The following is a 26,515-nucleotide window of genomic DNA, read 5'->3' as shown; positions in this document are numbered from 1 at the left end:
CGATGGCCGCGCCATCCAGTCGGCAGCCGGTGGAGTGCTGCCCCAGTTTCTGGCTGATATGGAGCCGCGCACCCGAGGCGAGGTCGATCAGGTCCATGTCGCAGGCGTGGCGGTCGGGGGTGGTGCAGGGTTCGGGCATCACCCCCGCGATGCGGTGCCCCTCTGCCCGCAACGTGGCGGCGACACTGCGCAGCGTGTCGTCGGCCCCGCCGCGCGATCTGGCATGGATAAAGGCAATGTGCATGGTCGTGATCCTTGTGCAAAGGCCCTGCCGCCGGGCGCCCCCGGCGGCAGGCAGACGCTCAGGCGACGCGTGTTCTGAATCCAGGTGACGGCTATTACTTTGACAGTCGTGAACTCCATCGCTTCCGCAACGTTGGCTCGACAAAGGCTGAAATCATCAGCGCGATCTCGCCGCCGAGTTACTGATGTGCGATGGATCGGTCCGGGAATGGTGATATTTGCGCGGTGCACTGTTTGCCCCGGTTCACGGCGAGACTGTATGCCTCCAAGGGCATCATGTTATAGGTGGTCGCCCAAAGACCATGCATTCGTCTCAAGCAGCATGCCTGCTACTCTCACTTTGACGCTGCAATGGTTTCCCACTGTCGACTTACGCAGCATCAAGAAGAGCCTGCGCTCACTCCGAAAGTAACACAACTTGAAGACCGACCTGCGCGGCGGTGCTGCTCCGGTGTGGGGATGAGAAGCGACAGGAATTTCTCACCGAACCGGCCCGAGGGCTAGGTCAACACTGCAGCCATAACCGCACCCAGTCCGGTGACCTCGACCACACTTTTTCCCACTCCCAATTGTATCCGACTTCATAAGCTTGCTTGTTCAGGCGGAAGGCCGTTTCGGAACTTGGGTCAGCTCAGCCATCTTTTTGCCTTTTTTTACAACTACGGATAGATTAAAAAAAGTCGGATAAAATTGACCACTGTTAACAAACATGGGGCATGGCATGAAAATTCTAGTTGTTGACGATGAGCCAATATTTCTTGAACTTATCAAAAAGTATCTTGGCGCTATGGGATACAATGATATACACACAGTTCCCTCTGCAATCAAGGCATTAGAAACGATTGGCAAAAGCCAGAGATCGTTTGATTGCTGTTTGCTGGACATCCGGATGCCAGACATTGATGGAGTAGAGCTTTGCAGAATGATTAGATCATTACCGGGGTATGGGGCTGTGCCGATTGTTATGATCACATCCATGACTGACAAAAGCTATATCGACCATGCATTTCAGGCAGGCGCCAATGATTATGTCACGAAACCAATCGACACGACGGAGCTTTCGGCGCGCATGGGTATGGTCAAGGCACTCGTGGCTGAGCGGGCCAATGCAGGGCGTTTAACTAAAGAATTGGAAGAAACTTCTTTCGGCGGCCATGGCTCCTTCAAGTTCGAGGATTCGCTCCCGCTGGAAGATGCAGGTGATACGGTGCTTTTGTCCAGCCTGGAAAATTACTTGTTAAGACTAGGAAATATAAGACTTTTGGGAAGTGCTGCTGTGGCGTTTCATGTTCAAAACGCCGATCTGATTTATGACCAAACCGACCTTCTAGAATTTGCTGACATCATGTGCGAAGTGGCCCTTGCAATCAAAGAATGTCTTATAGGCGTTAACCATCTGCTCGCCTATGTCGGCAGCGGTGATTTCTGCTGCATTCAGCCGCGCACTGGATATTTTGACACCTCCGAATTTCAGATCGCCGTCAACGACAAAGTTGCGCAAAGACTTGGCGCTTTGGAGTGGATGAACGTTGCATTACCAGCTCTGAAGGTTGGCAATCCCTGCTCAAACGGTTTAGTATCGTTCAATGACCCAACCGATCTGATCTATAAGTCGATTCACGATGCACGGAAACAACCGGGAAAAATCTTAGGGTCTCGAAATTCTCATCTTGAGAGGTCACTAAATGTCGGGTGAACACCATAGCGAGAAAATGCCCGAGTCGATGTGTAGGGGCATAGAGACTCTTCGTGTGAAGTTTGTGGATGAGATGGCTTCTCGCATTCTCTTTATCGAGGCGGCAGTGGCTGAAGTACGGAATTATGAAACCTGTACGGAAGCAGCTAGCGCTATCGCCATTGCAGCCCATAATTTGGCGGGGCTTGCACCAAGCCTGGGTTTTGAGGAGATCGGGATAGTGGCTGCGGAAACCGAGCCGTTGTGGGAAAAGGTAAGGGAAAACACTTTACTGCGACAGTGTTCGGAATCCGAGCTTCAGCCTGCCCTAGCGAAGGTCGAAGCACTGCTTGATCTTCTTGAAAAAACGCTCGATGAAGAACCTTTCGCCCTCTGCGCCAGCTAGATACAGTCTCTGGAGTAAAGGGAGATTGCACAATGGCTCGTTCGCGCTAAAGTGGTAAAAGTCAAAACGATGAGCATTGAGCAGTATGGCATCGCACGTCGGCGAGGTATCTAATTTTAGCAGGGCGAAATTATTCGCTTTGTTCGCAACGGTTACTTTACTCTGTATATTAATCTATTTTCTCGAGATCACTCGTCAGAAAGAGTTCATTACATCACAACGCGCTGAAACTTGGGCCTTCGCAGAAAAAATAGACCAAAATCTTGTTGTCGCGTTGCGTGGCTACGAGATCAGAGCTCGCGGCTTGACAACAGCGTTCGAACTGAACCGGAATATCGACCAAGAACAGTTTCTCCGATTGGGTCAGCGATTTCGAATGAATGATCCGGCGATACTCAATCTGGCCGTCCTTCAGGACGGTGTGATCGAACTAGTGTTTCCTTTTGAAGAAAACAGTCACCTAGTTGGTCGCGACATTCGCAATGTTGAAGAACAAAACGTCGTTATAGAGCGTATTCACAGGACGGGACAAACTGAAATTCAAGGTCCTGTGCAACTATTGCAAGGCGGTGTCGGCCTGATTATCAGGATGCCCGTTTTTGTGGGCAATGCGAAAGAGGACTCGGATTCAGGCAGAAAAATTGTTTCAGTGATCATTGATGGAGAAGCTCTCCTGCGTGATGCTCTGCACCTCGCCGAAGGATTCCAAGGGTCAGAACATGAACAGATAGTTGCGCTGGTATCTGTCTTGGACGACGCTAATGTAGTGGGAGACACTGAGGTATTCGAAAATGCCCCGGTGACGACAACGCTTTCAATTCCAGGCTTGCAAATGACATTGGGCGTGGTTCCGAGAGCGGGATGGAATGCGGGCTACGTTACGCCTTGGGCGACCTATTTTGTATTGTTCCTCATTGCGTTTATCGCAGTTTTCCTGATCCTTCTCGCGATCCAGCAAATTGCAGAACGCGTAAACGCGCAAAAACATCTCAAGACAGCTATTGATAACCTTACGGACGGCTTTGTAATTTTCGATTCCGAAAACAGGCTTGTGCTGTGCAATCAACGCTATGTGGAGATACATGACAAATGTGCGGAAGCCATTAAACCCGGTGCCAGCTTTAAAGACATATTGCGGTTAGGTGTTGAACGCGGCCAATTCCCTGATGCAATTGGTCGGGAAGAAGAATGGATCGCAGAACAACTGAAGTTGCCAGGCGAGGGCAATGATTTCGAGGTCAAATTCGATAAGGGCCGAACGTTGCGAATTTACGAAAACTTGACACCGTCGGGCGGACGTGTCGGACTTCGCATCGATATCACTGAACAAGTACAGGCCAGGGAGCGCGCGGAAACAGCTGAGCGGCGGCTTCGTGACGCAATCAATGCTATGCCAGCTGGCTTCTGGCTTTTCGGTCCGGATGGTCGTCTGGCGATGTACAACGATATGTACTGCAACCTCTATGAAAAAAGTGCTCCAGCGGTGCGGACCGGTGCAACATCCAAAGAAATTCTTGAATACGGGCTCGCGCGGGGTGAATATCCGGAAGCAATCGGGCGTGAAGTAGAATGGTTGCAGGAAGTCTCTGACCGGATACGTGAGGGTGAATACGAGTGGGAATACCTGCTGCAAAATGGCAAATGGATTCGGTCCTACAATCGACTGACCAGTGACGGTGGTCGGGTTGGCATTCGGGTGGACATTACAGAATTGAAGCGGCAGCAAGCCGATCTTCAAGCCTCAAACGTAGAGATGCGGCACGTACTGGAACAACGCGATGCCGCGAAGAAGCGTTTCGACGATATGGCAGAAATCACCAATGACTGGTTCTGGGAACAGGACAAAGATTTGCGGTTCACCTATTTCTCGGAAGGATTTGACCGAATTCTGGGCCGGAGCTCCAAATTTGCTCTCGGGCTGACACGAGAGCAATTGAACGAGGGTAGTCCCGAAGTGCGCGACAGCGCCGACTGGAAATGGCTGGCAGCAAAGCAAATGGCCCGAGCCTCATTCAAGAACTTTGTTTATCGTTTGCACAGTAGTGAACACAATCCCACATGGGTACGTATTAGTGGCACTCCGATATACGATGAGCAGGGCGAATTTGCAGGCTATCGAGGCGTGGGTACTGACGTATCTGTTCTATACAACGCACTCCGCGAAGCAGAGGCGGCAAGTTTTACGAAAACACAGTTCCTTAATGTTATCAGTCATGAATTGCGTACACCACTAACTGTCGTATTGGGCTATAATGCGTTTCTGGCGAATCCCGAACTATTGCCCTCCGTGAAAGCGCTGAATGCGAGCGTCGGAGCAGGAAATCAGTCGGCAAAAACTGCGCTGCGTTACCTTACTCCAATTCAAGACGAAATAGAGAGATATGCTGGTAAAATAAAGGTTTCGGGCGAACAGTTGCTCAAGTTAATCAACGATACATTAGACCTTTCCAGAATGGATGTCGGCAAATTTAATATTGACGCGCGGGAAATCGCTGTCGATAGCGTGATTGTATCCGTGGTTGACCAGTTTGCGGCTGCGGCAGATCAAAAATCTCTAAAATTAACTGCTGAAACGAATGGCGAAATTGTTTTTGCTGATAGCGCGCGGCTGCACCAGATTCTGACAAATCTGATCGGCAATGCGCTGAAATTCACCGAAAAAGGCGGCATTTTGATCCGCACGGAGGCTTTTGATGGATACATTACCGTTCATATCGAGGACAGCGGCTGCGGCATCCCGGAAGACAAGCAGAGTATGATTTTCAAGCCGTTTGGCCAAGTAGACACTTCGTATACACGTTCAAACGACGGCACCGGGCTTGGCCTTACAATCTCGCATCGATTGGTTGAGCTTCAGGGGGGGCGGTTGACGCTGAAGAGCGAGGTCGGTGTTGGAAGTTCCTTCTCCTTTACTCTTCCTACTACCGCCACCGGTTGAAAAATAGACAACACTGGGAAATCAACCAAGGCGGCCTGAACGAAGACATCGTGTTTGCCCTACCAGGCATAGGCCCTGTGAAACGACAAAACGTGACTTGGACTTACTATCTTTAAGGCCTTGGTTGAGGGAACGGGCGGTACTGGCGAATTCCTGTCTGAGATCGGCAAACACACGGCGTTCTACGTAGATCTACCAACAGAAATAAGGGTTCCACCGGATACCAGAAGTCAGATTTTCAGGCAGCCTGATGTTCCAGTACGGGAAAATTTCTGATAAATGTTACAGATGAGTGTACGGAATATTAGGCAGGCTCATGAGTAACGGGGTCAAACTGGAGAAAGCACGGGCTATGTCAAACTTGAGCAAGATTCTTCATGCAGACGATTGCGCCGATATTCGCGAACTTACAAAGATGTCGCTGGAAATACTGGGAGGGTTTAAGCTTCTTCAATGCACAAATGGCCAAGAAACTTTAGACCAGGCGGAAAAGTTTAATCCCGATTTGATCCTTATGGACGTGATGATGCCGGTAAAAGACGGACCTACAACTGTAAGAAAACTGCGCCAGATTTCTGTTTTTTCCGACACCCCCGTGGTCTTTATGACAGCCAAGGCCTCAAGTGTTGATGTCGAGCGGCTGAAAGATGAATTTAAGGCAGACGTCATTACCAAACCCTTTGATCCAACCGCACTGCCTGGTCAACTCCGCAGCATATGGGAAAAGCTAGCAATCTGAGTGCTCTTCCCGATCTGTAGTGAACCGCACATGATTTACCAAAGGCCCAGGAGCAATGAGACTGAGCCATGGAAAAGAACAAACCTGGAAACAGATATTCACCTGAAATGCGCAAACGTGCTGTGCGGATGGGAACGCATGGCCTCACTCATTGAAACCTGCAAGCTGAAACCGTCGATCCCTACGCCTACTCGCCCGAAACACTGACCGCCATCGCGGACGGCCATCCCGCGTCATGCATCGACGACCTCATGCCTTGGGCATTCCAAAAGCCATCAAGCTGAACTGCCAACGGAGTTCAGGAACCGCTTACGTTAAATTGCTATCAATTTGCAAAAGGCGAGCTGCCCATTTTGTCGACAGACGCGCCTCTAACCGGCGTTTTTCAGGTGATGCCCCACTGGTCAGGCCACATCATGATGGCGAGTTCACTCCGCTACCCGGTCGGAGTCGGCCGCGTAATGCTCGACAAGCGAGAACTCGACGTGGAAGGTCGTACCGACGCCGGTTTGGCTTTCATAATAGATGTCGCCCAGCATCCGCTTGGCCAATTGCTTGGATATATAAAGGCCAAGTCCAGACCCTTGTGTGGAGCTTTGTGAGCTACTCCCCATTTGTTGGAACTGGCCGAAGACCTTCTCTTCCATACCCTCGGGGATGCCGTGGCCGGTGTCTTTGATCGACAATTTTACCTGTTGGCCCGTAACTTGAACTGCCCCTTCCACAACGCTGTTTTCGGAGGCGAATTTGATGGCATTCGAAATCAGGTTGTCGATGATCTGGCGGATAGCGAAGGCATCGCCGGAAACAAATGCGGAGTGGTCGATATCCGCTTTGGCAAGGCGCACGCCGCGCTCGGCCGCGAAGATCTTGTTCTCATCGAAGCTCTCTTCGAGGAGGCCGCCAAGATCGACGGCCTCGTTTTCCAAAGACAGTGCACCGATGTCCATCTTTTGCGCCAGCAGTATCTGGTCGATCAGGCGCGACAGGCGGACACCGTTACGGTGGGCGATGTCGAGCAAGGATTGCATGGGGGCACTGAGTTCGCCAAATTGGCCACTGAGCGCGAGGGCCAAGCCCCCTTTCAGTGAGGTCAGGGGGGTGCGCATTTCGTGGCTGATAACGGACACAAATTCATCTTTCGCGCGGTTGGCGTCGTCTGCCTTTTTGAGGGCTTCTTCCAAAGAGGCGGTGATTGCGATCCGATCTGTGATGTCTACGAAGGTAATGCTCCATCCAAGAACAGTGCCGGACGGGTTGAGGGGGTTTTCAACCTTTTGAATTCGCGGCTCATAGTAGCGCTGTCCTATGTGCATGTGAGCGCCGTCTTCGGCGGTGCCAAACTGCTCGATATTCGCGAACAGGTCGGTCAGGACATGGCTGTTGCCATTATGCAGATCTCTGGATCTCGCGGCGGTGTTTGTTTGCACTATGTTCCGCTGTCGGTCGATCAGAATAACCGGTTCGCTCATCGTGTTGAACAGGACCGACTGGCCAATGGACGCCATATCCATGGTTTTGTTTGTCATCAGCAGCCAGGAAAACGCAACAATGCCGAGCGTGAACATGAAGGCCGTGGGGTCGAGTCCGAAGACGGTAAAGCCAAGGCCCACGTAGGCGGCATTCACTGCAAGGGGTGTCAGGGTAATTACGGTGAGTATGGCCAGGAGTGGCCATGCGGTTCGCTTGGCGCGGGCGAATGTCTTTACAAGGCAAACGAGCGTTGCGACGACGAAAGTGTATAGGCTTACGATGATCACGTAAAATCCTGGCCCGTGTACGTAATCTATGTGGTCGCCACCTTCCGGAATGATGGAGGTTTCGTCGTACACGAGGTAATGTCCTTGGTTCGTCGCAGCGAAGGCGAAGATGATGACGGGCAGTATGATCAGCGCGCCGCGGGCTATGCGCTTGTCGACCCAAGCCGCGTTATCCACGTAGGAGAAAATGAAATAACACCAGGCAACCGGTACCAATCCATGGCCCAGCCAAGCCATGGTCGCCCATTGAAGCTTACAGGAGAAGGTGCTTGACGCCGCCTCGAGGCCGACGGTCAACAATGTCCACATCATGCCAATGAACGTGAGCGTGTAAAAGGATTTTCCGTTGAATTCCTGAGTTTTCAGCGTCCAGAACAAGGTTAATCCGGCTAGTGTAACGATGCCTATTGTGCCTAAGAATACAGAGTCCGTCAGTGCTCCTTCAAAGCATGTCATCAACACTCGTCCCAAAATTAAATGACATTCGCCGACACTAAGCGGTGTAGTCAAGAGATTCTTGGCTACTTAAATATATTACCCCCTTTTTTGGCGATTGCATATTAAACAAACCCTTAATGTGAGGGCGGGCTGGGGCGCCAATTTGAGCTACTCCCTGATCCGTATTCATGATCTCCGGCGGGCCGAACTTGTGGATAGCTTCGTTGAGCGCCACGACGCAGAAGCCGGCCTCCAGCGTGTTCGAGATGCGACAGGCTAGGACCTTGCGGGTGTGCCAATCCATGATGGCGACCAGATACAGGAACCCGCGCCGCATCGGCAGGTAGGTGATGTCCCAGCACCAGACTTGGTTCGAACGATCCACGCGCAGACCTCTTAGCAAGTAGGGGTAGGTCTTGTGCCCGCGTCCCGGCCTGCAGGTGTTGAGCTTCTAGTAGATCGGCATCAGCCCCATGAGGCGCATCAGCCGACGTATCCGCTTCACGTTCACCAGATGGCGCTCGTTGCGCAGGTGCCAGGTCATCTGGCGGACACCGAAGAACGGGGGCTCCAAGAACTGCTCGTCGATCTGACGCATCAGGTTGAGGTTCGGCTCGGTCTCGCCTTTCGGTGTGTAATAGAAGGACGAGCGCGAAATCGACAACAACTTGCACTGCTGCCCGATGGACAGCTGGGGGTGATCAGGCTCGATCATGCCGCGCCTCACTTCCCGCCCCAAGGCTTGAGCTTTCGTTCCAAAAAAGAGTTGGCCACGGCCAGCTCCCCGATCTTAGCATGCAGTTCGTTCACCTGCTCCTCGTCGATTTCGGGTTTGTTCCGGCCGCCGCGCTCGAACACGCCGGACGCGCCCTCCAGCAGGGCACGTTTCCATTGATGAATCATCGTCGGAGGTACCCCGAACCGGCTCGCCAGCTCGGCTGCGGTCTCCTCCCCCTTCAGGGCTTCCAGCGCGACCTTTGCCTTGAACTCTGGCGCGTGTTGTTTGCGTTTCGACATCTCTGATCTCCTTCTCGTCGAAGATCAGCAGGCTGCAAATCGTAGCTTATGTCAGTGTCCGAATTTCGGGGGGCATCTCACTTCGCAGTGCTACCTAATTTCTGGCACGAGTCGCAACCTACCAGACATTCCCCAAGTGGATTTCTAGTTCATGTCAAAGTCACCTGATTTTTCTGGAAGATCAAATGTTTTGCTCTCCAAGCCCGACGATATCGGTGGCTGTCCTGAAACGAGGGATCGTTCGAGACTGTGGAGCCCCTGGAGACATGCAGCTGATGGTCTTGCCACGGTTCAGTAACCACGCGCCGGAGCAAACCCACCGACTTCGAGCCAGCCCCGCTTCCGCGCGAAGAATCATGCAATATTAAGCTCTGTTGCAAATTTTTAGCGCGGCCTCATTTTAGGTGCCGTTGCTGAGAGAGGGGTAATGGTATGAGTGATTTCAAGGCGCGTCATTTCCGTGGTGAAATCGTGCTTTGGGCGGTGCGCTGGTATTGCCGCTATGGGGTCAGCTATCGTGACCTCGAAGAGATGATGGTGGAGCGCGGCCACCGGGTCGATCACTCGACGATTTACCGCTGGGTTCAACACTATGCCCCCGAGATCGAAAGGCGGATGCGGTGGCAGTGGCGGCACTCGAGATCCGATAGCTGGCGGATGGATGAAACCTATATCAAGGTGCGCCGGAAATGGGCCTATCTGTGCCTGGTTGTGGACAAATTTGGCGATACAATTGATTTCTACCTCTCGCCAACCCGAAATACCAAGGCGGCAAAACGCTTTCTGGGCAAGGCCCTGAAAGGCTTGAAAAGTTGGGAACAGCCGCGCGTGATCAACACTGACAAGGCCCCGACCTATGCCGCCGCGCTGGCTGAACTCAAGCAAGAAGGCAAATACCCGAAGGACGTGCTGCACCGCCAGGTCAAATATCCGAACAACGTTGTGGAGGCAGACCACGGCAAACTGAAGCAACGGATCAAACCGGTGCGTGGGTTCAAGACCATGAAATCGGCCTACGCCACGATCAAGGGGTTCGAAGCTATGCGGGCGCTACGCAAGGGACAATCACGCAGCTTCAACCTGACAGGCGACATAAACGGCGAAACCCGCATGATCGAGCGCGCTTTCCACCTGGGGCCCGGCGCACTCTCTGAGCCGATGTCCATGCTCTAAGACCGCCTCGTCGCCTGAAACGAACGATAAAGCCCACCTATCCGAGCCTCAAAATATTTACAACAGAGCCCGATTTTCTAGGGGTCCCGTGAGCGACGCGTGTGTTCTTTTAATACCGACGGCTTGGTGCTCCGTGTGGGCTACAAAGAAGCGATCACTTAAGAGTTCCGAACAGCCTGTCTTGCTTTCTGAAAATCCGAGGGAGATCCATATCCTTGGTCGTGCCGAGAACGCCGATATATCTTCGGCTCAATCCAATTGCATCTTCCGCTGTAAGCATGCGCTTTTGGGAGAGAGCGGAAACATTCAATTGCAGTTCAGCACAATCGATCAGCTTATTTCTAGCTATAAATGCTGCAAAACTGTCCCGGATGCGCGCCTGCAGCAAATTCGGAACAATTTGATTCCGAATTACTACCAAACAGATGAATTTTCCGTATCCGACATAAGAGAGTGTCGTGCCCCGCAATGGAAGTGTTTTACCCAGAATTCGGCTCACAGAATGAATAATCGATAGAAATTCGTTCTGATCGAGCCGTGTGGCAAGTTTTTGTAGGCCGTTTATTTCGATTGAGAGCAACGTCATGGGATAAATGCCTTCACCCAATCGCAGCAACCTGTTCTCCAATTGAAAATAGTCTCTCATAGAGGGAATTTGGGAGAAGGTTACTCGCATTGCTAGGCTAAATTCGCTGCTGTCAGGCGAAGTTTTAAGCAATGTTCGCAATGCGCTTCTGCTTTCGGCTTCACTTCTCAACATTTCGACAAGTAACATCGCAACCTGAATTCGGATGCGCAGTTCCATGATTTCGATCGGCTTAGCCAGATAATCAGTAGCGCCGACATCAAAGGCATCCTGCATGTGTGTTCTGGCATCGGCTGAGGTGATCATGATGATCGGGGCCACGCGGTAGTCGGGCAATTCACGGATTTTAGAACATAACTGAATGCCATCCATCTCTGGCATTTTTATATCCAGTAAGAAGCAATCGAAAGGATCAGGATCAGACGCAATAATACGAAGAGCTTCCGCACCTGACCCCGCAGAGGCGATATCGATAAAACCGATTTCTTTCAGGTTTTCGATCAGGAACTCAGTAAATAACTTCTCGTCATCCACTACCATGATTTTCATCAACGTATCCTCAAGTCAGTTTTGTTCATGCCGCCTAACCCAGCGACCCTAGGAACCGGACGGGAGCACTTTATGACAACTTTGAGTGTATATTGTGGCAATTCTTTTAGCTCTGGTGCAAATATTTTTGAGGCTCGGATAGGTGAGTTTTATCATTTCATTTCAGGTGACTAGGCGATCTTAGAGCATGGACATCGCCTCAGAGAGTGCGGTTCTACAGCAAACTTAGTCTGAGGGCGGAGTACGGCCAATCAGCGGACACATTTATGCTGCGAGCGCGGCGAACTGTTCGAAGCCGTTACCTCCGTGCACCTCAATCTGCCCTTTACGGATCATATGTGCCGTTTCGATCCCGGCCAGCGTCGCGGCCGCAGAATGGAACGCTTTGAATCCGAGCGTGGGTCGGGTGATTCACTTGATAAATCTGTGATCCTGCTCAACCACATTGTTCAGGTATTTGCTTTGCATGATGCGGATGAGGTGCCCGTTACCAGAGAGTTTTCGGATCACATTTACGGCCAGCAGCCCTGCCAGATTGGCATCGCTCTTATCGATAGCAATGCGATCAGGCGCGCCATTTGCTATGATCGCACGCTTGAAGAAACGGCGTGCGGCAGCCTTGTGTCGCTTTGTTGACAACATGAAACCAAGGGTTAGGCTCTCCCGATCAGGATCTGTTGCATTAACTCGGCGGAGGCCGCAGGCTTTGCTTGTTTGTGATGGTGGAGGGGCCGATGGCGCAGCGCAAGAATCCGTTCAAACGACATCGATTTCCGCGGGAGATCATCCTGATGGCAGTTCGCTGGTATTGCCGCTACTCGCTGTCGTGCAGGGATGTACGCGACATGCTGGCAGAGCGCGGCGTGATGGTCGACGCTTCGACCATCCATCGCCGGGTCCGCAAATTCGGCCCCGAGATCCGCAAGCGGGCTTATGGCGCTCACCGTTCTTGGGGCGGGCTGCAGTGGCATGTCGATGAAACCTATGTCCGCGTTGGAGGGCGGTGGTGTTACCTTTGGCGGATCGTCGATCAGTGCGGCCAATTGATCGATTTTCGCCTGACGGTCAGGCGTAATGCCAACGCAGCGAGGGCTTTTTTAAACAAGCGCGGGAGACGGTCGGTCTGTATCACCCACTGACAATTGTCACGGACAAAGCACACAGCTAGCTCGCCTTTAGGGTTGCGTTGTGCCTCAAGGCCGCGCCGCATTTTCGCGGCTGTGGCTAGGGCAAGAGTTTCCATTTCGTCCATCACTGCACCCCACTCTTCTCAGGTTTTCACATTTTTCTTGTCCTTTCTGACTGCTCGTTGGTTTCTTGGAACTTCGAAATTCGGTCCACGCGTTCACGAAATTGATCGTCACTCTCGTTCTCCCGCGTGAATACGCACTCACTCTTTTGATTGGGTCGAACGATAACCGCACGCATGGAAACCGCGTCCACCTCACCGCTTGCGTCCTCCAAGACTGTTCGGCGGTACAGGATCGTAACCCCACTACCGAGACCGGCCTTTCTCTCTATTCTTTTCATTCGGCTTTTCAGATTCATGGCTTTTCTCCTCGCAGAGGGGATTGTTCCCCATTCCATTCGCCGCCGATTGTGACAGTCTGCGTGCGTTCTCTCTCTGCGTTGGATCGCCCCTGTGGAAACAGAAGCCTTTCGACACGTCCTTCGAATTGCTCCATTGTTTCGGTGGTCGCCTTGATGATTTGCTGTCCAGCCTGAGGGCCAATCAAAAGACTTGCGCTGGCAAACTCATCCTTGCCGCCGCTCCTGCCCACTTCCCTGATGTAGATAACCGAGAGACAGTCAGGCTCAGCGCCGACGCCTCTCCTGCGCTCAATCTGGTTTACTCTGCTTCTCAGGTTCATATCTCTGCCTCCAATGCGGCAATTCGGCTCTCGAGTTCAGTGGTTTCCAGGGTCTTCCGGTAGGCCTCCACGAGCGCCATGACGCTCGCGCCCTCCAACGGCGTAAGCTCCCCCTCCGAAACCGCCTGCAGTACAGCCTGTGCGGCTTCTGTGGCGTCTTGGGCGGATTCCATAGGCGGAAGGTCAAACTTCACTGGGGCGTCTTTTCTCGCAGGGGCTATGCGTTCCAGACAAAGGCGCAGAGCGGTGGTGTCCCCCGCGAGCGCCATCTCCACCGCCTTGCGTGTCAGCGCCTCTCCGTCTTTGTCGAGCAACTCTTGGATCGCCTGTGTGGCGCGGTGGCGTGACCCTTTCGGCTTTCCGGGATTGCCGGGGGCGAAGGTACCATCAGAATTCCGACCTCCCGAACTCGCGCCGCTGTTTCGGTCAGCCGGTGCGCTGGTGATAACGCACCAAGATTTGTGGCTGCTATGAAATGCCATCATGCGACCACCCCCAGCACGTCAGGCTTAACGGACGGCTCGGAGCGCGCTCGATGCCCGTAGTAGATGGTAGATAAGGATGTCACTGATTTGGTGACGCCAGACCATTCAAAAAGCCGGGTTTCGTCACCATTTTGGTGACGGCCTGTCACTGATTTGGTTACGTGGTTCATTTATGCGTCTCCATTTTGGTGACGGGCCGTCACCAATTTGATGACAGGGTTTTGCTTTTTGCGACTTCCTTTGGGATTATGGACAATTGCCTTGTGCAGCGGATAATCCGCCCCCTCTTGCCAGTCCCGAAAGAGCCGTCGTCCTGCGGTCTTGTCACTATATGGCAGCGCTATTTCGGTGATCTCAAAGGCGGGGCTGGTAGCTTGCCCCTCGATCCCTAGACGTGCGTGTTCGGTCACGACGATGAAGCCCTTGGCTTGTAGGTCGTGAAAGGCTCTTGCAGCCGTGTTGATACCTACGCCCAGCCTATCGGCCGCTTGCCTGACGCTCAGGCGTATCTTGCCATTGTTGTTGGATTGCGGGCCTCGCCATTCCAGTTTGAGCCATGGATAGAGCGCCTGCGCCACCGGTGACAACGCGCGCCATGCAGGCGTTTCCATGGTATTGCGCACCAGCTTCGTAAAATGCTCGGCGCGAATTTCGTTCCTTTTGTCGCGCCCCATCACACTGCCCTCCCTATAAATTGCAGGAGGGTCACGCGCAGTTCTTCGCGCGCATTCTTACGAATGGCAGCGACATGCTTCATTTGCTGCCCTCCGGGTAGGCCAGTGCTGCAATGAGCGCCGCGCGAGCGAATGGGATACCATGAAGACGGCGCAGGCGATTGATCTGAAGGTCACGAGAGGTCATGCTTTCACCTCGCTGGACCCACTGTCGCGGGTAACACTGCTGATCTCGCCCAAGTAATGCACCTGATCTGTGAGCTTGTAGACGCCAAACCTTGTTTTCTCGATACCGTCACTCTCTTGGAAGTACACGGTTTCAACTCCAAGCCCGTCCTCGCTCCGAAGGAGCATCACGATATCCGACAGGCGCACCGGGCTAGCGCAGTAAATAGGGTTGCGGATTAGGGCATCTACAACCTGACGCTTGCGGTTGCTCAGAATGACGTTTTTACGGTCGCCATTAGCCGTGTAGACCTCAAAGCGGGCACTGCCTCGACGTGGAGGAAGATCACGACGTGAAAAGATCCAACGCGTGCTTTCGGGCGGTTTAGACTCTATCTTCTTATTCATGCTCGTATCCTTCAAGGTTGAAGAAACGGGCGGAATGCGCTATTCATCTATGTGCTGCATAAACAAACATCGCCCCTGCCCGATCCTGTTGGGTGGGGGTTTCGTTTAGGCAGCTTCCTGTTGTTGGCTGGTCAGGGCTTCGTCTACGTGGCTTTCAATCCAGTAGAGGCGTCCACCAATTCTGATCGGTTCTGGAATGCGTCTGCTTTCGATATCGCGATACAGCGATGATCGAGAGCGTCCACCAAGCTTTTGAGAAAGCTGGTTCAAGTTCAGGTAGGTCATTGCTTCACCTTTCTGTGTCATGGTGAAGCAAAGATGATTGAGGTTTCAGAGATTATCTAAGGCACGACTTCTGGAAGTTATGCACCCAATCAAACTAGCATTCAGTCTGTAGGCTCTGAATGATCCACTTGCCGAACTCCTTGTAGGCACGTCTAGCTGTATCTGTTGATACGTTGTGCTCTTCAGCCGTTAAAGCATATGCTCTTTCTAGGCTATTTGGCGTTTCATCAACTCCGACCAAGAATATGCGTTCGCGCGCAACGGATGCAGCAATTTTGCGCATACGGTCTCTTTGGATTTGCACTTTCTTCATCGGGGGCTTTCCCTGTCCCGTGATCCTCTCGAAGCCAAAACACGCATCTAAAGATTTGCTGTTTCCTGCTGAGCGATATTCATCGAACGGACGGATAATGGCTTCAAACAATTCGGCTGGAATAGTAACCGTTTGGTCTCGCCAACTATCGAATGGATAAGCGCCCTTCACATCCTCATGCTTGATATATCCGGCGCAAAGGAGAGGCATCAATGTCCCCAATGTTTCAAAAGCCATGAATGCCGCATTGATTACTCCTTTCTCATAGGCATCCACGCTTGATAAGATGCGATAACGAAGCCTCTTCTGAAACCGTTGCGTGGCATCGCTCGGTTCATCAGGCAGGTTCTCTATATTGATTTCGGGGGGGTTTGGGTTTGCCATTTTAGCCTCCAACAGCTTGGCTAGTCGAGCGACCAAGTCTCTGCCCGAAGTAGATGTGGATCCTTCGAAGAATCCGATTAAGCGAGTCGAACCACCTTTCTGGCGGTTTTTCCGGTGACGTAATCCGCCCAGCGCACCATCAGGACTCTACGTTGCTCAAGATGGTCAGTGCGGCGATAGGCGCGGGAAACCTTCGTGCCAGTCACGTGAGCCAGAGAGGCCTCTGCAATATGTTCCGGCACCTGCGTTGCCTCCGCACACCATGTGCGAAAACTGGAACGGAACCCGTGCGGGCGGGCATCCAGCTTCCGACGCTTCATGAGCGCGCTCATGGTTGCGTCAGAAATAACGCCCTTTCGAACATTGGAGAACAGATAGCCATCGCGCTCGAATGGCTTTGCCTGCTCGATCACCGCAAGCGCTTCTTTAGAAAGCGGGACACGGAACTCCGCCTCATGCCCCTTTTGTGCCTTCATGTTCCTAGCGGGAACGGTCCAAATATCACCCTCGATTTCATCGAGGCGGCAAAATCGGACTGGCGTCGAACGCAAGGCCGTGAGGATCAAGAGACGCAACGCCAAATGCGTGATCGTCCCTTCAGAAAGGCTTTCGTAAAAGTCTGGCACATCCTGCCAAGACATGGCGGGAATATTGCGAACTTCGTGGCGTGACTTGCCCAAGAGCGCCTTGGCTTTTTCGGTGGCTTGGACATCAACGTCCAAGCCCATTGCGGCGGCATGTTTCAGCGTGATGTTCAGACGGTTCAGCGCCTTTCGCGCTGTATCCGCCTTCGAATGCCAAATCGGGGCGAGGGCGTCCTTGATATCTCTCTGGTCAATGTCTTCGACGGGGACTTTGCCAATCTTCGGCAGCACATGCAGTTCGAGGGGCGTAAACCAGCGGCCTGCCTTGCCATCACCTTTGAGTTCAGCCTTGCGCGCCTCAAAAGCTTCAGCGGCGACGGTGGCAAGGGTGTGATCCTCGCGAGCGGATTCACGACGCAGGCGGTCGCGTTCCTTGATCGGGTCTTTCCCTTGCCTAACCACCGCGCGCCAGCGTTCAGCAGCTTCACGAGCTTCTTTCAGCGAGACGTCGCCCACCCGTCCCAAGCCCATCTCTCTACGCCTGCCATGAACTGTGACCCGTAGCACCCATTGCGCCCCGCCATCGGTCCGCTTGTGTAGCCAAAGCCCAGCGCCATCGGAATGCTTACCGGGCTTGGCGTTCTTGACCTTGGTAGCAGTGAGCTTGTGTTGCGCGGGCAAATCCCATCCCCCTATCAATCCACCTCAAGATATAGTATACCATGAGGCAGATTGAAACGGAATGAAACCAGCAACGCCTTATTTTAAATGGAAAAGCTACATGGTCGATACAAGTTGACGCCACATGATACAGAAATTCAATGCCCTTCAGCGGCACCAGAAGTATCGCCATAAGAAATTGATTTCGATGGCGTTTGCCCTCTCCCATTGTGTCTGTGTATGCATACCCGTTTACACAGTGGGGTTATGGTTGATCAACATCAAGGCTCTCTTGCCCGAGTCGTGCCACACAAAAGGACATGGGCATGGGCGCAGGACGCATTCTTTTGATGCGGAGGTGACAGTCGCCTGAAATCAGAGGCATCAATCATGGCAAAAAAGAGATTCAAGGCAGATTTGATCCCGGCAGGCCTTTCCGCTGACGCATTGCGCGTGGAATGCGATCCGGCGAGCCTTGGATTTGATACCACGGCTGACCTCAGGCCTTCTCTGGCGATGATCGGACAGGAGCGTGCGATCAACGCGATCAACCTCGCGGCCAGCATTACCCATAAAGATTTCAATATCTATGTTCTGGGTCACATGGGGATGGGACGCCATGAAACGGTGTCCAACCTTATTTCCAAACAGGCCGCTGATCGCCCTGCCCCGTCAGATTGGGTTTACGTCAACAATTTCGACGCGCCGCACAAGCCAAACGCCATGCAGCTTCCGGCGGGATCTGCGTTTGTCCTGAAATCTGCAATGCAGGATCTGGTGGACGATCTGGCCAATGAGATTCCCGCGCTGTTTGAGTCAGAAGAATATCAGACGCAGCGCCGGGCGATTGAGGAAGAGTTCGGTCAGCGACACGAAGAGCCGATAGCAGAGTTTGCCGAGCGTGCCGCCAAAGAGGGCGTCGCCCTGTTGCGGACGCCGATGGGCTTTATGCTGGCGGCAATTGTCGACGGCAAACCAGTCAAGCCCGAGGTCTATCAGGCGCTTGCCCCCGAGCAGCGCAAGGAAATCGACACCAAGGTCGAACGGCTGCAAGAGCATCTCGCGAAAGTGTTGCAGCATGGGCCACAACTCGAAAAAGAATACCGGCAGCGGATCGAGGCGCTGCACGCAGGATTGGCTGAGCGCGTCGTGTCGCTTCGGGTCAAGGAGGTCACAGACCAGTTTGTGAAAATAGCCGAGGTCGGCACCTATCTGGAGCATGTTCGTCAGGACATGATCTCGAACGCCGAGTTGTTTCTAGACTCCAAGGAAGAGACGGAAAACGGCCCCTTTCCCGAAGTGATCCGAAAGTTCCACCTTGAGCCGCAATTTGACCGTTACGCCGTGAACATCATGGTGTCGCATGACGTGTCAAAGGATATCGCCGCGCCGGTTGTCAGCGAAGATCTGCCAACCCTGCATCACCTGACTGGCCGGATCGAGCATATTTCGGAAATGGGCACACTAGTGACCAATTTCACCCTGATCAAGCCCGGCGCGCTGCATCGCGCGAATGGTGGTTTTCTTGTGCTTGACGCTGCGCGCCTGTTGTCCGAGCCCTATGCTTGGGAAGCGCTCAAACGCAGCCTGCAAAGCCAATCCATTTCCATCACCTCGCTTGGTGACCGGCTTGGCCTTGTCTCGACCGTTTCGCTAGAGCCGAGCCCGATACCGCTCAATCTGCGCGTGGTGCTGATCGGGGATCGACGCCTGCACATGTTGCTGTGCCTGCTCGACCCGGAATTCAACGAGCTGTTCAAGCTACAGGCCGATTTTGAAGATGACCTGCCCAGAACGGCCAAGAACACCCGCCTGATGGCACGGGTGGTGGCGGGCTATGCCCAGCAAGAAAAGCTGCGGCCAATGTCGGCGGCAGCGGTTGCCGCGCTTCTGGATCAGGCGGTGCGGTTGGCGGATGACAGCAAGAAATTCACGCTTCAGCTTGGCGCGTTGAAGGACGTGATGCGCGAGGCGGATCACTATGCGGGACAATCTGGCAAGGCATTGATCAGCGACGCAGACATAGCGCAGGCCATTGCGCAGGCCGACAGACGGGCATCGCGCATTCAGGAGCGCCTGCAAGAGGCAGTCACACGCAAGACCATTCTGATCGACACTGACGGCGCGGTGGTCGGGCAGGTCAACGGGCTCTCTGTGATCGGTACCGGGCAGCATTATTTTGGCCGCCCGTCGCGTATCACCGCCAGCGTCAGGATGGGCGCTGGCAAGGTCATTGATATCGAGCGCGAAGTGGATCTCGGCGGGCCGCTGCATTCAAAGGGGGTGTTGATCCTTGGCGGGTTTCTGGCCTCTCGCTATGCGCGCGACGTGCCGATGTCCTTGCAGGCCAGTCTGGTGTTTGAACAAAGTTACGGCGGTGTTGACGGCGACAGCGCTTCTTCTGCCGAGCTTTACGCGCTGCTCTCGGCGTTGTCGGGTGTGCCAATCCGTCAAGGGCTGGCGGTCACTGGATCGGTCAACCAGAATGGCGAGGTTCAGGCCATTGGCGGCGTCAATGAAAAGATCGAAGGCTTCTTTGACACCTGCAAGGCGCGGCGTCTGACCGGCAAGCAGGGTGTTCTGATCCCAGCCGCGAATGTCGATCACCTGATGCTGCGCCGCGACATTGTTGAAGCAGCCAAGGCTGGAAAATTCAGGATCATTGCGATCAAGACCATCGACGAGGGAATCGAGGTCCTGACCGGCTGTGTCGCCGGAAAGCGCAAACGCAGCGGCGCGTTCCCTGAGGGCAGTATCAATGCGCTGGTGGAGGCACAGCTAAGAGCATTCGCCGAGAACCGCCGACGCTTTGCCAAGGATGTCACCGCCCCGCCAAAACCGGGGGATATGACGTGACCGCCCCACTGCGCGCCGAAACCCGGATCCTGATCGGTGCCGGATCTTTTGCAGACGCAACCGCTGCCCTCAAGATTCTTGGTCGGTTGACCGTCGCAGAGAATATCGCCTTTGGCGGTTTGCTGATAGAAGATCGGGACACATTGAATATTTGTCAGATTCCAAATCAGCGGGTGGTGTCGGCGGGCGGCGCGCTGATCTGCGCCCCAAGCGCGGCACAGCTTCGCACCGTCATTGCGGCCGATGCAAAGGCCTTTCAACGCTCTTTGGCTAAGATCGCAGGCCCTGTCGGTGCCGCATGGAGCTTTGAGCACTCTATCGGCGAGCTTGTGCAACAGTCCCTGACCGCCTCTGCCGGTTGGGATATTGTCGTTGTCGGGCATCGAACCGTTCATCCAGTGCGCGGCAAGATCATTTCGCTCTGCGCCGCGAATTCGGTCGAGACCGCGCTGGAGGCGTTTTCGGATCGGCTGGCGAAGAGCCTCGCGTGCGAACACCTAGTTTTTTCGGTTGGCGACAGGGCCGACAGGACCGTCAAATCACGTGACTTCGTCAACCTCGAGACAGCCTTGGCCGCCTTGGGGCGCATCAACGCGCAGGCGGTCCTGCTTGATCTTTCCCATGGCCCGATCCGCACCCCGGATCAGTTGCGCCAAGTGCTTGAAGTCGCGCGCTGTCCTGTTTTCGTGTTCGGGGCGTCGGTTCGGGGCTGATTATCCAAACCTTGACATCACGCAACCGCAGGGCTGGCGACAGGTCAGCGTTAATGCAGTCTCCGGTTGGGGCTATGGGGGTCGCGGCCCGGGGTCACGTCCTGATACTCGGTCTCGACCACGTCATCGCTGGCGGGGGGCGGGCGACCGCCCATCTCGAAGCGCTGGACATGCACACGCTTCCGGATCTGCGCGAACACAGCCCGACGGATCGGCGGCATCAAAAGGGCAAAGCCAAGACCATCGGTAAAGAACCCCGGCGTCAGCAGCAGCGCACCGGCAAAGAGGATCATCGCCCCATGGGCAAGCGGTTCCGACGGATCGTCCAGCTCTGAGAAGGAGCGGCGCAGATTGGACATCGCGGCCGCACCTTGCATCCGCAAGAGCCAAGTGCCGATGACCGCCGTCAGCACGACGATGGCTAAGGTCGGCCAGAGGCCGATCATGCCACCCACCTGAATGAACAATGCGATCTCGATCAGTGGCACAGCGAGAAATGCCAGAAAAAGCCACATGCGCAGCCCCCCTTCGTTTTATGACCCTTATGGTGGACTTGACCCGGCCCAACACCTACATAGGAACGAGCGTCTACGCTTACCATGCCCCGCACAACAAGAGGTGCCCATGAATTCGCCGATTTTGCAGTTACTGGTGCTTGCCGGTATCGCCATCTTTTTGATTTTGCGGCTGAAGCGTGTTTTGGGCACGCGCGACGGGTTCGAAGGCCCGACGCGCAACACACCCGCGCCCGAGACCAGCCGCCGCCGCGAGTTCGAGGTGATTCAAGGCGGGCCAGACCATGACATCGTCGATCATGTGCCCGAGGATTCAGAGGCCGCCGGGGCATTGGCCGACATGAAGCGGATCGAACCGGATTTCAGCGTGACAGGGTTCCTGCAGGGCGCGCGCGGCGCTTATGAGATGATCCTGATGGCATTCGAACGCGGTAAGCTGGATGAGATCACGCCGTTTCTGGACCGTGAGGTCTATGAAACCTTTGCGCAGGTGGTCGATGCCCGTGAACAGCAAGGCTTGAGCATCGAGGCGGAATTTATCGGGGTGCGTGAGCTGTCGCTGTTCGATGCAAAGTTCGATGCAAACACCCGGCGGGCCGAAATATCCGTGCGCTATGTCGGCGAATTGATATCTGTCGTGCGCGACAGCAATGGCGAGATTGTCGAAGGTGTGCCGGGACAGTCCAAGCGCCAAAAGGATATCTGGACCTATGAGCGGATCATGGGATCGGATGATCCCAACTGGCGGCTTGTCGCAACGGGCGAATGACCAAGGGGCTGTGGCGGTTCGTTCTGGGGCTGTGGCTCTGGTGCGGGGCACCAGCCACGGCGCAGGACGTAACACACGAGATTCTCAGCTTTGATAACCTGACAGGCTGGGCTGGGGATGATCATTCCACGGCCCTGTCTGTTTTCCTCAACACCTGCCCGGATATGACAGATCCCGATTGGCAAGCGCTATGTGCGTTGGCCCAGCAACGACCGGATGCACGGGGGTTTTTCGAGCTGTTCTTTCGTCCGGTGATGATTTCAGAGGGCAAGCCCGCGCTCTTTACCGGCTATTTTGAGCCGGAATTACACGGCGCGCTGCGCCCGAATGAGCGTTATCGCTATCCAGTGTATCGAGAACCACCCGAGGCGCGACTGTCCAATCCGTGGATCACCCGGCGCGAAATCGAGACCACAGATGTAATGGTCGGCCGGGAACTTGAAATTGCATGGGTCGATGACCCGGTCGAGCTGTTCTTCCTTCAGATTCAGGGGTCGGGGCGCATTCGGCTGGAGAATGGTCAGGTGATCCGGGTGGGGTATGCCGGGGCCAATGGTCATCCTTACCGCTCTATCGGGGTAGAGCTGGTGCAGCGCGGGGTCTATTCGGTGCATCAGGTTTCGGCTGAGGTGATCAAGAACTGGGTGCGGCGCAATCCCGGAGCGGGGCGTGAATTGCTCTATCACAACCCCTCTTATGTTTTCTTTCGCAGGCTCGACGATGTGCCACCCGACCGCGGACCGCTCGGGGCGATGAACCGATCAGTGACGACGGGGCGCACAGTGGCGGTAGATCCAGCCTTTGTGCCGCTGGGCGCGCCGGTCTGGATCGAAAAGGATGGCGATACCCCGATCCGCCGCCTGATGGTGGCGCAGGATACCGGGTCGGCAATCAAGGGCGCGCAACGCGCCGACATCTTCTTTGGTACCGGGGATGCGGCAGGGCAAGCGGCGGGACGGTTGCGCGATCCGGGACGGATGGTGGTGCTTATGCCTATTCAGCGCGCCTATGCGATGTTGCCGGAGCAGGCGCCGTGAGCCGGCGGCGGGTGCGACCCGAGGAATTAGAGCTCTGGCAACAGGTGGCGCGCACCGCGCAACGCATCCGCCCCGAAGAGCCCCCGCGCGAGCGTGCAGCCGGACCCGAGCCGATGATCCGCAATCCGCGCAGCGCCCCTGCCCTGCCCCGGCTGGAGGATTTTCAAGTGGGGCAAACGGCGGGGCGCGCGGCCCCGCCGCATGATGTGCTGCCGGGAATATCCGAGCGGGTGGCCGCCGCACCCATTCATATGGATAAAAAGGCGTTTCAGCGCCTCAAGCGCGGCAAGCTGGTGCCAGAGGGTAAAATCGACCTGCATGGCATGACGCTTGATCAGGCGCATCCCGCACTCATGGGGTTCATTCTTCGGTCGTATGCCGCGGGGCTGCGGTTGGTGCTTGTGGTCACGGGCAAGGGCAAGGATCGCGACACCGGCGGTCCGATCCCGGTGCGGCACGGGGTCTTGCGCCATAATGTGCCGCAATGGCTGCGGATGGCGCCCTTGGGGCCGTTGGTGTTGCAGATCACCGAAGCGCATCTGAAACATGGCGGTGGCGGGGCCTATTACGTCTATCTACGGCGACAGAGATAGTGCCGGGCGCGCCCGCGTCACACCGATGGCCATCATGACGCTGGTGAAGACGAAATAGCCCGCGATGATCCCGAACTGCGTCTCGATCCCCAAACCGAGGTCGATGCCGAGCCCGGTCAGACCCGGCCCGATCGCAGAGCCCAGAACCATAATGGCGGCGGCCATTGCCTTGATACTGCCGAGATGGGCGGTGCCGTAAAATTCGGCCCAAAAGGCATTGGGCAGGGTGCTGTTGGCCCCGGTGGTCAGCGCAAGGAACACGAAGCCCGCGAGCAAAAGTCCGGGCCCGTCGGCCATGGCGAAACAGAGAAAGGCCGCAACCATCGGCAGCTGCATGAAGGGCAAGAGCCGCGCGGTGCCAAGACGATCGAGCGCCCAGCCCGAGAGGATCATCGCGCCGATGCCGACACCCGTATAGACCGGGAACATCGCCACCAGCGCCACATGGCTCACGTTCTTGACCTCTGCGATATAAACCTGATGAAAGAAGAACGCCGTGTTAAAGGCCGAGGGTCCAAGCAGGGCTGGCACCATGAACCAGAAAAGATAGTGCCGCAGCGTCTGACGGCGGGTCCAGTGGCGCTCGTCCATGCCCAGCGACTGGCTGGTTTGCGCCCAGCTCTGCGGTGTACGCTCGCGCCGCAGCAAGAACAGCAGAAGCGGAATGCCCAAGACTGCGACGAGAGCGGCGGCAATCCAGAGGAGCCGCCAGTCGTGCCGCTGCAGGAGCGAAACGAAGATCAGCGGCAAGAACGCCTCGCCCAGCGCAAACCCCAAGGTGGCGATGGACAGGGCCTTGCCGCGCGCCGCCAAGAACCAGCGTGCCATGGCGACCACGGCCAAATGGCTCATCATGCCCTGTCCGGTAAAGCGCAGCGCGAAGATGACCAGCGGTAAAAGCCACCAGACCGGGTTGGCCGCCATGAAAAGGCAGGCCGCGGCCATGAGCACGAGCACGAGGGGGGCCAGACGGCGCACGCGAAAATGGTCTGTAAGACCGCCCGCCCAGACCATGACCAGCGCCGAGGCGGTGGTGCCCAGCATATAAACACCGCCCCATTGGCCGTGACTGAGGCCAAAAGTCTCGCGGATCTCGCCTGCGAAGATCGAGATGAAATAGGTCTGTCCGAAACTGCTGAGAAAGGTCAGCAGAACCCCGGAAGTGAGCCATGGCGCGTTATCACGGAGGAAGGCGAGAATCGGCATGTCCCTTGTTCGCGTGAAATGCAGCAAGAGAAAAGGCCCAACCGTTGGGTCGGATGCAAAGGTTGGAATTGAGTATTCTGAGAACGGTGAAGCGAATGCGCGCCCCTATGCTTTCATCGTTCCATAAATACTCAATCCCACGGCAGAGCCGCGCGCAGGTTCAGAGCACATAGCGCGACAGATCCGCTGACTTCATCAATTCGCCCAAGTTCTTGTCCACAAAGGCCGCGTCGACTGTCACTTTTTCGCCGGAGCGGTCGGGGGCGGTGAAGGAAAGCTCTTCGAACACCCGCTCCATGACCGTGTAGAGGCGGCGGGCGCCGATGTTCTCAACCGATTGGTTGACCTCTGCCGCGATATGCGCGAGGGCCGCGATGCCGTCCTCGGTGAAATTCACCGTCACCTCTTCGGTGCCCATGAGGGCGGTGTATTGCAGGGTGAGGGCGTTGTCGGTCTCGGTCAGGATGCGGACAAAGTCGGCCTCGGTCAGTGCGCGCAGTTCAACCCGGATCGGCAGGCGGCCCTGCAATTCCGGCAGCAGATCCGACGGCTTGGCAATGTGAAAGGCGCCGGAGGCGATAAAGAGGATGTGGTCAGTCTTGACCGCGCCATATTTGGTGCTGACGGTCGTGCCCTCAATCAGCGGCAGCAGATCACGCTGCACGCCTTCGCGGCTGACGTCGGCTCCGCGGGCGTCGGACCGGGCGCAGACCTTGTCGATCTCATCCAGAAAGACGATGCCATTCTGTTCGACCGCCTCAAGCGCTGTGCGATGGACCGCCTCGTCATCCAAGAGTTTGTCCGCCTCTTCACCGATCAGCAGCGCGTAGCTATCAGCGACGGTCACACGTTTGGTGGTGGTGCGCTGACCGAACGCCTTGCCAAAGATATCGCCCAGATTCATCATGCCCATCTGGCTGCCGGGCTGGCCGGGAATATCCATCATGCCCATTGGGTTGGAGGTATCGGCCACCTCTATGTCGATCATGGTGTCGTCAAGTAGCCCATCGCGCAGTTTCTTGCGGAACATCTCGCGCGTGCCCTCGCGGGCATCCTCGCCAGCGAGGGCGGTGATCACGCGATCCTCTGCGGCCTGCTCGGCGCGGGTCTTGACGTCTTCGCGCATCCAGTCACGGGTCTGGGCGATGGCACTGTCAACCAGATCACGGATGATCTGCTCGACGTCGCGGCCGACATATCCCACTTCGGTGAACTTGGTCGCCTCAACCTTGATGAAGGGCGCACGGGCGAGTTTGGCGAGGCGGCGCGAGATTTCAGTCTTGCCGACACCGGTGGGGCCGATCATCAGGATGTTCTTGGGATAAACCTCATCGCGCAAATCGTCGGAGAGCTGCTTGCGCCGCCAGCGATTGCGCAGGGCTACAGCGACCGCCCGCTTGGCGTCGCGCTGGCCGATGATATAGCGGTCAAGTTCCGAGACAATTTCGCGCGGGGTCAGGTCGGTCATGGCAG

29 protein-coding genes and 2 pseudogenes are annotated in these 26,515 nt (G+C 55.3%); 13 read left to right on the top strand and 18 right to left on the bottom strand.

What is annotated here, in order from left to right; all coding sequences use genetic code 11:
- Positions 1-244: DUF2478 domain-containing protein (locus ACN0SW_RS17085; protein ID WP_417729139.1), on the bottom strand; the 244-nt coding region annotated here is incomplete at its 3' end.
- 11 nt (positions 245-255) lie between these two features.
- On the opposite strand from ACN0SW_RS17085, the gene ACN0SW_RS17080 reads away from it, so the two are divergent.
- From ACN0SW_RS17080 to ACN0SW_RS17055, 6 genes and pseudogenes are all read left to right on the top strand, one after another.
- The gene (locus tag ACN0SW_RS17080; RefSeq protein ID WP_417729138.1) at positions 256-429 is read left to right on the top strand and encodes a cupin domain-containing protein; all 174 of its coding nucleotides are present in this window, start codon (positions 256-258) and stop codon (positions 427-429) included.
- A 535-nt stretch (positions 430-964) separates the two neighbouring features.
- Positions 965-1,939, top strand: a complete 975-nt coding sequence (locus tag ACN0SW_RS17075; RefSeq protein ID WP_417729137.1) for a response regulator — start codon at positions 965-967, stop codon at positions 1,937-1,939.
- Positions 1,929-2,324, top strand: a complete 396-nt coding sequence (locus ACN0SW_RS17070; protein ID WP_417729136.1) for a hypothetical protein — start codon at positions 1,929-1,931, stop codon at positions 2,322-2,324. The genes ACN0SW_RS17075 and ACN0SW_RS17070 overlap by 11 nt, the downstream gene beginning before the upstream one ends.
- Positions 2,325-2,409: 85 nt before the next feature.
- Positions 2,410-5,262 carry a PAS-domain containing protein gene (locus tag ACN0SW_RS17065; RefSeq protein WP_417729135.1) on the top strand — a complete coding sequence of 951 codons (2,853 nt, stop codon included), beginning with the start codon at positions 2,410-2,412 and terminating at the stop codon, positions 5,260-5,262.
- 361 nt (positions 5,263-5,623) lie between these two features.
- Positions 5,624-6,001 carry a response regulator gene (locus ACN0SW_RS17060; protein WP_417729134.1) on the top strand — a complete coding sequence of 126 codons (378 nt, stop codon included), beginning with the start codon at positions 5,624-5,626 and terminating at the stop codon, positions 5,999-6,001.
- A gap of 129 nt (positions 6,002-6,130) precedes the next feature.
- Positions 6,131-6,285 (top strand): annotated as a pseudogene (locus ACN0SW_RS17055) (transposase domain-containing protein); the annotation flags it as partial.
- A 144-nt stretch (positions 6,286-6,429) separates the two neighbouring features.
- Here the strand turns inward: ACN0SW_RS17055 and ACN0SW_RS17050 are convergent.
- The 4 genes from ACN0SW_RS17050 to ACN0SW_RS17035 all read right to left on the bottom strand — a co-directional run bounded on the left by ACN0SW_RS17050 (position 6,430) and on the right by ACN0SW_RS17035 (position 9,216).
- Positions 6,430-8,217, bottom strand: a complete 1,788-nt coding sequence (locus ACN0SW_RS17050) for a histidine kinase N-terminal 7TM domain-containing protein (RefSeq protein ID WP_417729133.1) — start codon at positions 8,215-8,217, stop codon at positions 6,430-6,432.
- Positions 8,218-8,254: 37 nt separating this feature from the next.
- Entirely contained in the window at positions 8,255-8,584 is a 330-nt protein-coding gene (locus ACN0SW_RS17045; protein WP_417729132.1) for a transposase, read from the bottom strand.
- 66 nt (positions 8,585-8,650) lie between these two features.
- A complete protein-coding gene (locus tag ACN0SW_RS17040; RefSeq protein WP_417729131.1) occupies positions 8,651-8,914 on the bottom strand; it encodes an IS3 family transposase in 264 nt (87 codons plus the stop codon).
- A gap of 8 nt (positions 8,915-8,922) precedes the next feature.
- Positions 8,923-9,216 (bottom strand): transposase, encoded by a 294-nt coding sequence (locus ACN0SW_RS17035; protein WP_417729130.1) that lies wholly within the window; start codon positions 9,214-9,216, stop codon positions 8,923-8,925.
- Between the two features lie 432 nt (positions 9,217-9,648).
- Between ACN0SW_RS17035 and ACN0SW_RS17030 the strand changes: the two genes are divergently transcribed.
- On the top strand, positions 9,649-10,389 hold the full coding sequence (locus ACN0SW_RS17030; protein ID WP_417729129.1) for an IS6 family transposase: 741 nt from the start codon (positions 9,649-9,651) through the stop codon (positions 10,387-10,389).
- A gap of 154 nt (positions 10,390-10,543) precedes the next feature.
- Here ACN0SW_RS17030 and ACN0SW_RS17025 read toward each other — a convergent pair whose 3' ends face one another.
- A complete protein-coding gene (locus ACN0SW_RS17025) occupies positions 10,544-11,524 on the bottom strand; it encodes a response regulator (RefSeq protein WP_417729128.1) in 981 nt (326 codons plus the stop codon).
- Between the two features lie 264 nt (positions 11,525-11,788).
- Positions 11,789-12,193: pseudogene (locus ACN0SW_RS17020) on the bottom strand (DDE-type integrase/transposase/recombinase); the annotation flags it as partial.
- Between the two features lie 65 nt (positions 12,194-12,258).
- Between ACN0SW_RS17020 and ACN0SW_RS17015 the strand changes: the two are divergent.
- Positions 12,259-12,663 (top strand): IS6 family transposase, encoded by a 405-nt coding sequence (locus tag ACN0SW_RS17015; protein ID WP_417729127.1) that lies wholly within the window; start codon positions 12,259-12,261, stop codon positions 12,661-12,663.
- 139 nt (positions 12,664-12,802) lie between these two features.
- On the opposite strand, the gene ACN0SW_RS17010 is transcribed toward ACN0SW_RS17015, so the two are convergent.
- The 8 genes from ACN0SW_RS17010 to ACN0SW_RS16975 all read right to left on the bottom strand — a co-directional run bounded on the left by ACN0SW_RS17010 (position 12,803) and on the right by ACN0SW_RS16975 (position 17,374).
- Entirely contained in the window at positions 12,803-13,072 is a 270-nt protein-coding gene (locus ACN0SW_RS17010) for a hypothetical protein (RefSeq protein ID WP_417729126.1), read from the bottom strand.
- Positions 13,069-13,395: a hypothetical protein gene (locus ACN0SW_RS17005; RefSeq protein WP_417729125.1), complete on the bottom strand. Its 327-nt coding sequence runs from the start codon at positions 13,393-13,395 to the stop codon at positions 13,069-13,071. The genes ACN0SW_RS17010 and ACN0SW_RS17005 overlap by 4 nt, the downstream gene beginning before the upstream one ends.
- Positions 13,392-13,877, bottom strand: a complete 486-nt coding sequence (locus ACN0SW_RS17000) for a DUF5681 domain-containing protein (RefSeq protein ID WP_417729140.1) — start codon at positions 13,875-13,877, stop codon at positions 13,392-13,394. Before ACN0SW_RS17000 ends, ACN0SW_RS17005 begins: the two co-directional genes overlap by 4 nt.
- Positions 13,878-14,050: 173 nt before the next feature.
- Positions 14,051-14,554, bottom strand: a complete 504-nt coding sequence (locus ACN0SW_RS16995; protein ID WP_417729124.1) for a hypothetical protein — start codon at positions 14,552-14,554, stop codon at positions 14,051-14,053.
- Positions 14,555-14,737: 183 nt separating this feature from the next.
- Positions 14,738-15,127 carry a hypothetical protein gene (locus tag ACN0SW_RS16990; protein ID WP_417729123.1) on the bottom strand — a complete coding sequence of 130 codons (390 nt, stop codon included), beginning with the start codon at positions 15,125-15,127 and terminating at the stop codon, positions 14,738-14,740.
- 105 nt (positions 15,128-15,232) lie between these two features.
- A complete protein-coding gene (locus ACN0SW_RS16985) occupies positions 15,233-15,412 on the bottom strand; it encodes a helix-turn-helix transcriptional regulator (RefSeq protein ID WP_417729122.1) in 180 nt (59 codons plus the stop codon).
- Between the two features lie 94 nt (positions 15,413-15,506).
- Complete coding sequence (locus tag ACN0SW_RS16980; protein WP_417729121.1) at positions 15,507-16,109, bottom strand: hypothetical protein; 603 nt, start codon at positions 16,107-16,109, stop codon at positions 15,507-15,509.
- 77 nt (positions 16,110-16,186) lie between these two features.
- A complete protein-coding gene (locus ACN0SW_RS16975; RefSeq protein WP_417729120.1) occupies positions 16,187-17,374 on the bottom strand; it encodes a tyrosine-type recombinase/integrase in 1,188 nt (395 codons plus the stop codon).
- Between the two features lie 369 nt (positions 17,375-17,743).
- On the opposite strand from ACN0SW_RS16975, the gene ACN0SW_RS16970 reads away from it, so the two are divergent.
- Complete coding sequence (locus ACN0SW_RS16970; RefSeq protein WP_417729119.1) at positions 17,744-20,209, top strand: Lon protease family protein; 2,466 nt, start codon at positions 17,744-17,746, stop codon at positions 20,207-20,209.
- Positions 20,206-20,922, top strand: a complete 717-nt coding sequence (locus tag ACN0SW_RS16965; RefSeq protein ID WP_417729118.1) for a hypothetical protein — start codon at positions 20,206-20,208, stop codon at positions 20,920-20,922. Before ACN0SW_RS16970 ends, ACN0SW_RS16965 begins: the two co-directional genes overlap by 4 nt.
- 50 nt (positions 20,923-20,972) lie before the next feature.
- On the opposite strand, the gene ACN0SW_RS16960 is transcribed toward ACN0SW_RS16965, so the two are convergent.
- Positions 20,973-21,437 (bottom strand): FxsA family protein, encoded by a 465-nt coding sequence (locus tag ACN0SW_RS16960; RefSeq protein WP_417729117.1) that lies wholly within the window; start codon positions 21,435-21,437, stop codon positions 20,973-20,975.
- Between the two features lie 109 nt (positions 21,438-21,546).
- Between ACN0SW_RS16960 and ACN0SW_RS16955 the strand changes: the two genes are divergently transcribed.
- From ACN0SW_RS16955 to ACN0SW_RS16945, 3 genes are read left to right on the top strand one after another with little or no spacing between them, the layout of a single operon-like run.
- Positions 21,547-22,206, top strand: coding sequence for a Tim44/TimA family putative adaptor protein (locus tag ACN0SW_RS16955; RefSeq protein ID WP_417729116.1), 660 nt, complete (start codon positions 21,547-21,549; stop codon positions 22,204-22,206).
- Positions 22,203-23,243 (top strand): murein transglycosylase A, encoded by a 1,041-nt coding sequence (locus tag ACN0SW_RS16950; RefSeq protein WP_417729115.1) that lies wholly within the window; start codon positions 22,203-22,205, stop codon positions 23,241-23,243. The genes ACN0SW_RS16955 and ACN0SW_RS16950 overlap by 4 nt, the downstream gene beginning before the upstream one ends.
- Positions 23,240-23,836, top strand: coding sequence for a Smr/MutS family protein (locus ACN0SW_RS16945; protein WP_417729114.1), 597 nt, complete (start codon positions 23,240-23,242; stop codon positions 23,834-23,836). The genes ACN0SW_RS16950 and ACN0SW_RS16945 overlap by 4 nt, the downstream gene beginning before the upstream one ends.
- Here ACN0SW_RS16945 and ACN0SW_RS16940 read toward each other — a convergent pair.
- Together ACN0SW_RS16940 and hslU are read right to left on the bottom strand one after the other, a co-directional pair.
- A complete protein-coding gene (locus ACN0SW_RS16940; RefSeq protein ID WP_417729113.1) occupies positions 23,819-25,042 on the bottom strand; it encodes an MFS transporter in 1,224 nt (407 codons plus the stop codon). The two genes, ACN0SW_RS16945 and ACN0SW_RS16940, sit on opposite strands and share 18 nt — an antisense overlap.
- Positions 25,043-25,202: 160 nt before the next feature.
- Positions 25,203-26,510, bottom strand: a complete 1,308-nt coding sequence (gene hslU / locus ACN0SW_RS16935) for an ATP-dependent protease ATPase subunit HslU (protein ID WP_417729112.1) — start codon at positions 26,508-26,510, stop codon at positions 25,203-25,205.
- Between the last annotated feature and the right edge of the window lie 5 nt (positions 26,511-26,515).

The sequence above is a fragment of the Roseovarius sp. genome (assembly GCF_048262375.1).
Taxonomy (GTDB): Bacteria; Pseudomonadota; Alphaproteobacteria; order Rhodobacterales; family Rhodobacteraceae; genus Roseovarius.
Note: the sequence above shows the minus strand (reverse complement) of the source record. Positions and strands in the feature narration are given on the sequence as shown.

What these genes read in the sequence shown, in the direction of transcription:
- ACN0SW_RS17075 (WP_417729137.1), top strand. Translation starts at nt 965, where the DNA reads ATGAAAATTCTAGTTGTTGACGATGAGCCAATATTTCTTGAACTTATC.
- ACN0SW_RS17070 (WP_417729136.1), top strand. Translation starts at nt 1,929, where the DNA reads ATGTCGGGTGAACACCATAGCGAGAAAATGCCCGAGTCGATGTGTAGG.
- ACN0SW_RS17065 (WP_417729135.1), top strand. Translation starts at nt 2,410, where the DNA reads ATGGCATCGCACGTCGGCGAGGTATCTAATTTTAGCAGGGCGAAATTA.
- ACN0SW_RS17050 (WP_417729133.1), bottom strand. Translation starts at nt 8,217, where the DNA reads ATGACATGCTTTGAAGGAGCACTGACGGACTCTGTATTCTTAGGCACA.
- ACN0SW_RS17040 (WP_417729131.1), bottom strand. Translation starts at nt 8,914, where the DNA reads ATGATCGAGCCTGATCACCCCCAGCTGTCCATCGGGCAGCAGTGCAAG.
- ACN0SW_RS17035 (WP_417729130.1), bottom strand. Translation starts at nt 9,216, where the DNA reads ATGTCGAAACGCAAACAACACGCGCCAGAGTTCAAGGCAAAGGTCGCG.
- ACN0SW_RS17030 (WP_417729129.1), top strand. Translation starts at nt 9,649, where the DNA reads ATGAGTGATTTCAAGGCGCGTCATTTCCGTGGTGAAATCGTGCTTTGG.
- ACN0SW_RS17025 (WP_417729128.1), bottom strand. Translation starts at nt 11,524, where the DNA reads ATGAAAATCATGGTAGTGGATGACGAGAAGTTATTTACTGAGTTCCTG.
- ACN0SW_RS17015 (WP_417729127.1), top strand. Translation starts at nt 12,259, where the DNA reads ATGGCGCAGCGCAAGAATCCGTTCAAACGACATCGATTTCCGCGGGAG.
- ACN0SW_RS17010 (WP_417729126.1), bottom strand. Translation starts at nt 13,072, where the DNA reads ATGAATCTGAAAAGCCGAATGAAAAGAATAGAGAGAAAGGCCGGTCTC.
- ACN0SW_RS17005 (WP_417729125.1), bottom strand. Translation starts at nt 13,395, where the DNA reads ATGAACCTGAGAAGCAGAGTAAACCAGATTGAGCGCAGGAGAGGCGTC.
- ACN0SW_RS17000 (WP_417729140.1), bottom strand. Translation starts at nt 13,877, where the DNA reads ATGGCATTTCATAGCAGCCACAAATCTTGGTGCGTTATCACCAGCGCA.
- ACN0SW_RS16995 (WP_417729124.1), bottom strand. Translation starts at nt 14,554, where the DNA reads ATGGGGCGCGACAAAAGGAACGAAATTCGCGCCGAGCATTTTACGAAG.
- ACN0SW_RS16990 (WP_417729123.1), bottom strand. Translation starts at nt 15,127, where the DNA reads ATGAATAAGAAGATAGAGTCTAAACCGCCCGAAAGCACGCGTTGGATC.
- ACN0SW_RS16985 (WP_417729122.1), bottom strand. Translation starts at nt 15,412, where the DNA reads ATGACCTACCTGAACTTGAACCAGCTTTCTCAAAAGCTTGGTGGACGC.
- ACN0SW_RS16980 (WP_417729121.1), bottom strand. Translation starts at nt 16,109, where the DNA reads ATGGCAAACCCAAACCCCCCCGAAATCAATATAGAGAACCTGCCTGAT.
- ACN0SW_RS16970 (WP_417729119.1), top strand. Translation starts at nt 17,744, where the DNA reads ATGGCAAAAAAGAGATTCAAGGCAGATTTGATCCCGGCAGGCCTTTCC.
- ACN0SW_RS16960 (WP_417729117.1), bottom strand. Translation starts at nt 21,437, where the DNA reads ATGTGGCTTTTTCTGGCATTTCTCGCTGTGCCACTGATCGAGATCGCA.
- ACN0SW_RS16955 (WP_417729116.1), top strand. Translation starts at nt 21,547, where the DNA reads ATGAATTCGCCGATTTTGCAGTTACTGGTGCTTGCCGGTATCGCCATC.
- ACN0SW_RS16950 (WP_417729115.1), top strand. Translation starts at nt 22,203, where the DNA reads ATGACCAAGGGGCTGTGGCGGTTCGTTCTGGGGCTGTGGCTCTGGTGC.
- ACN0SW_RS16940 (WP_417729113.1), bottom strand. Translation starts at nt 25,042, where the DNA reads ATGCCGATTCTCGCCTTCCTCCGTGATAACGCGCCATGGCTCACTTCC.
- hslU (WP_417729112.1), bottom strand. Translation starts at nt 26,510, where the DNA reads ATGACCGACCTGACCCCGCGCGAAATTGTCTCGGAACTTGACCGCTAT.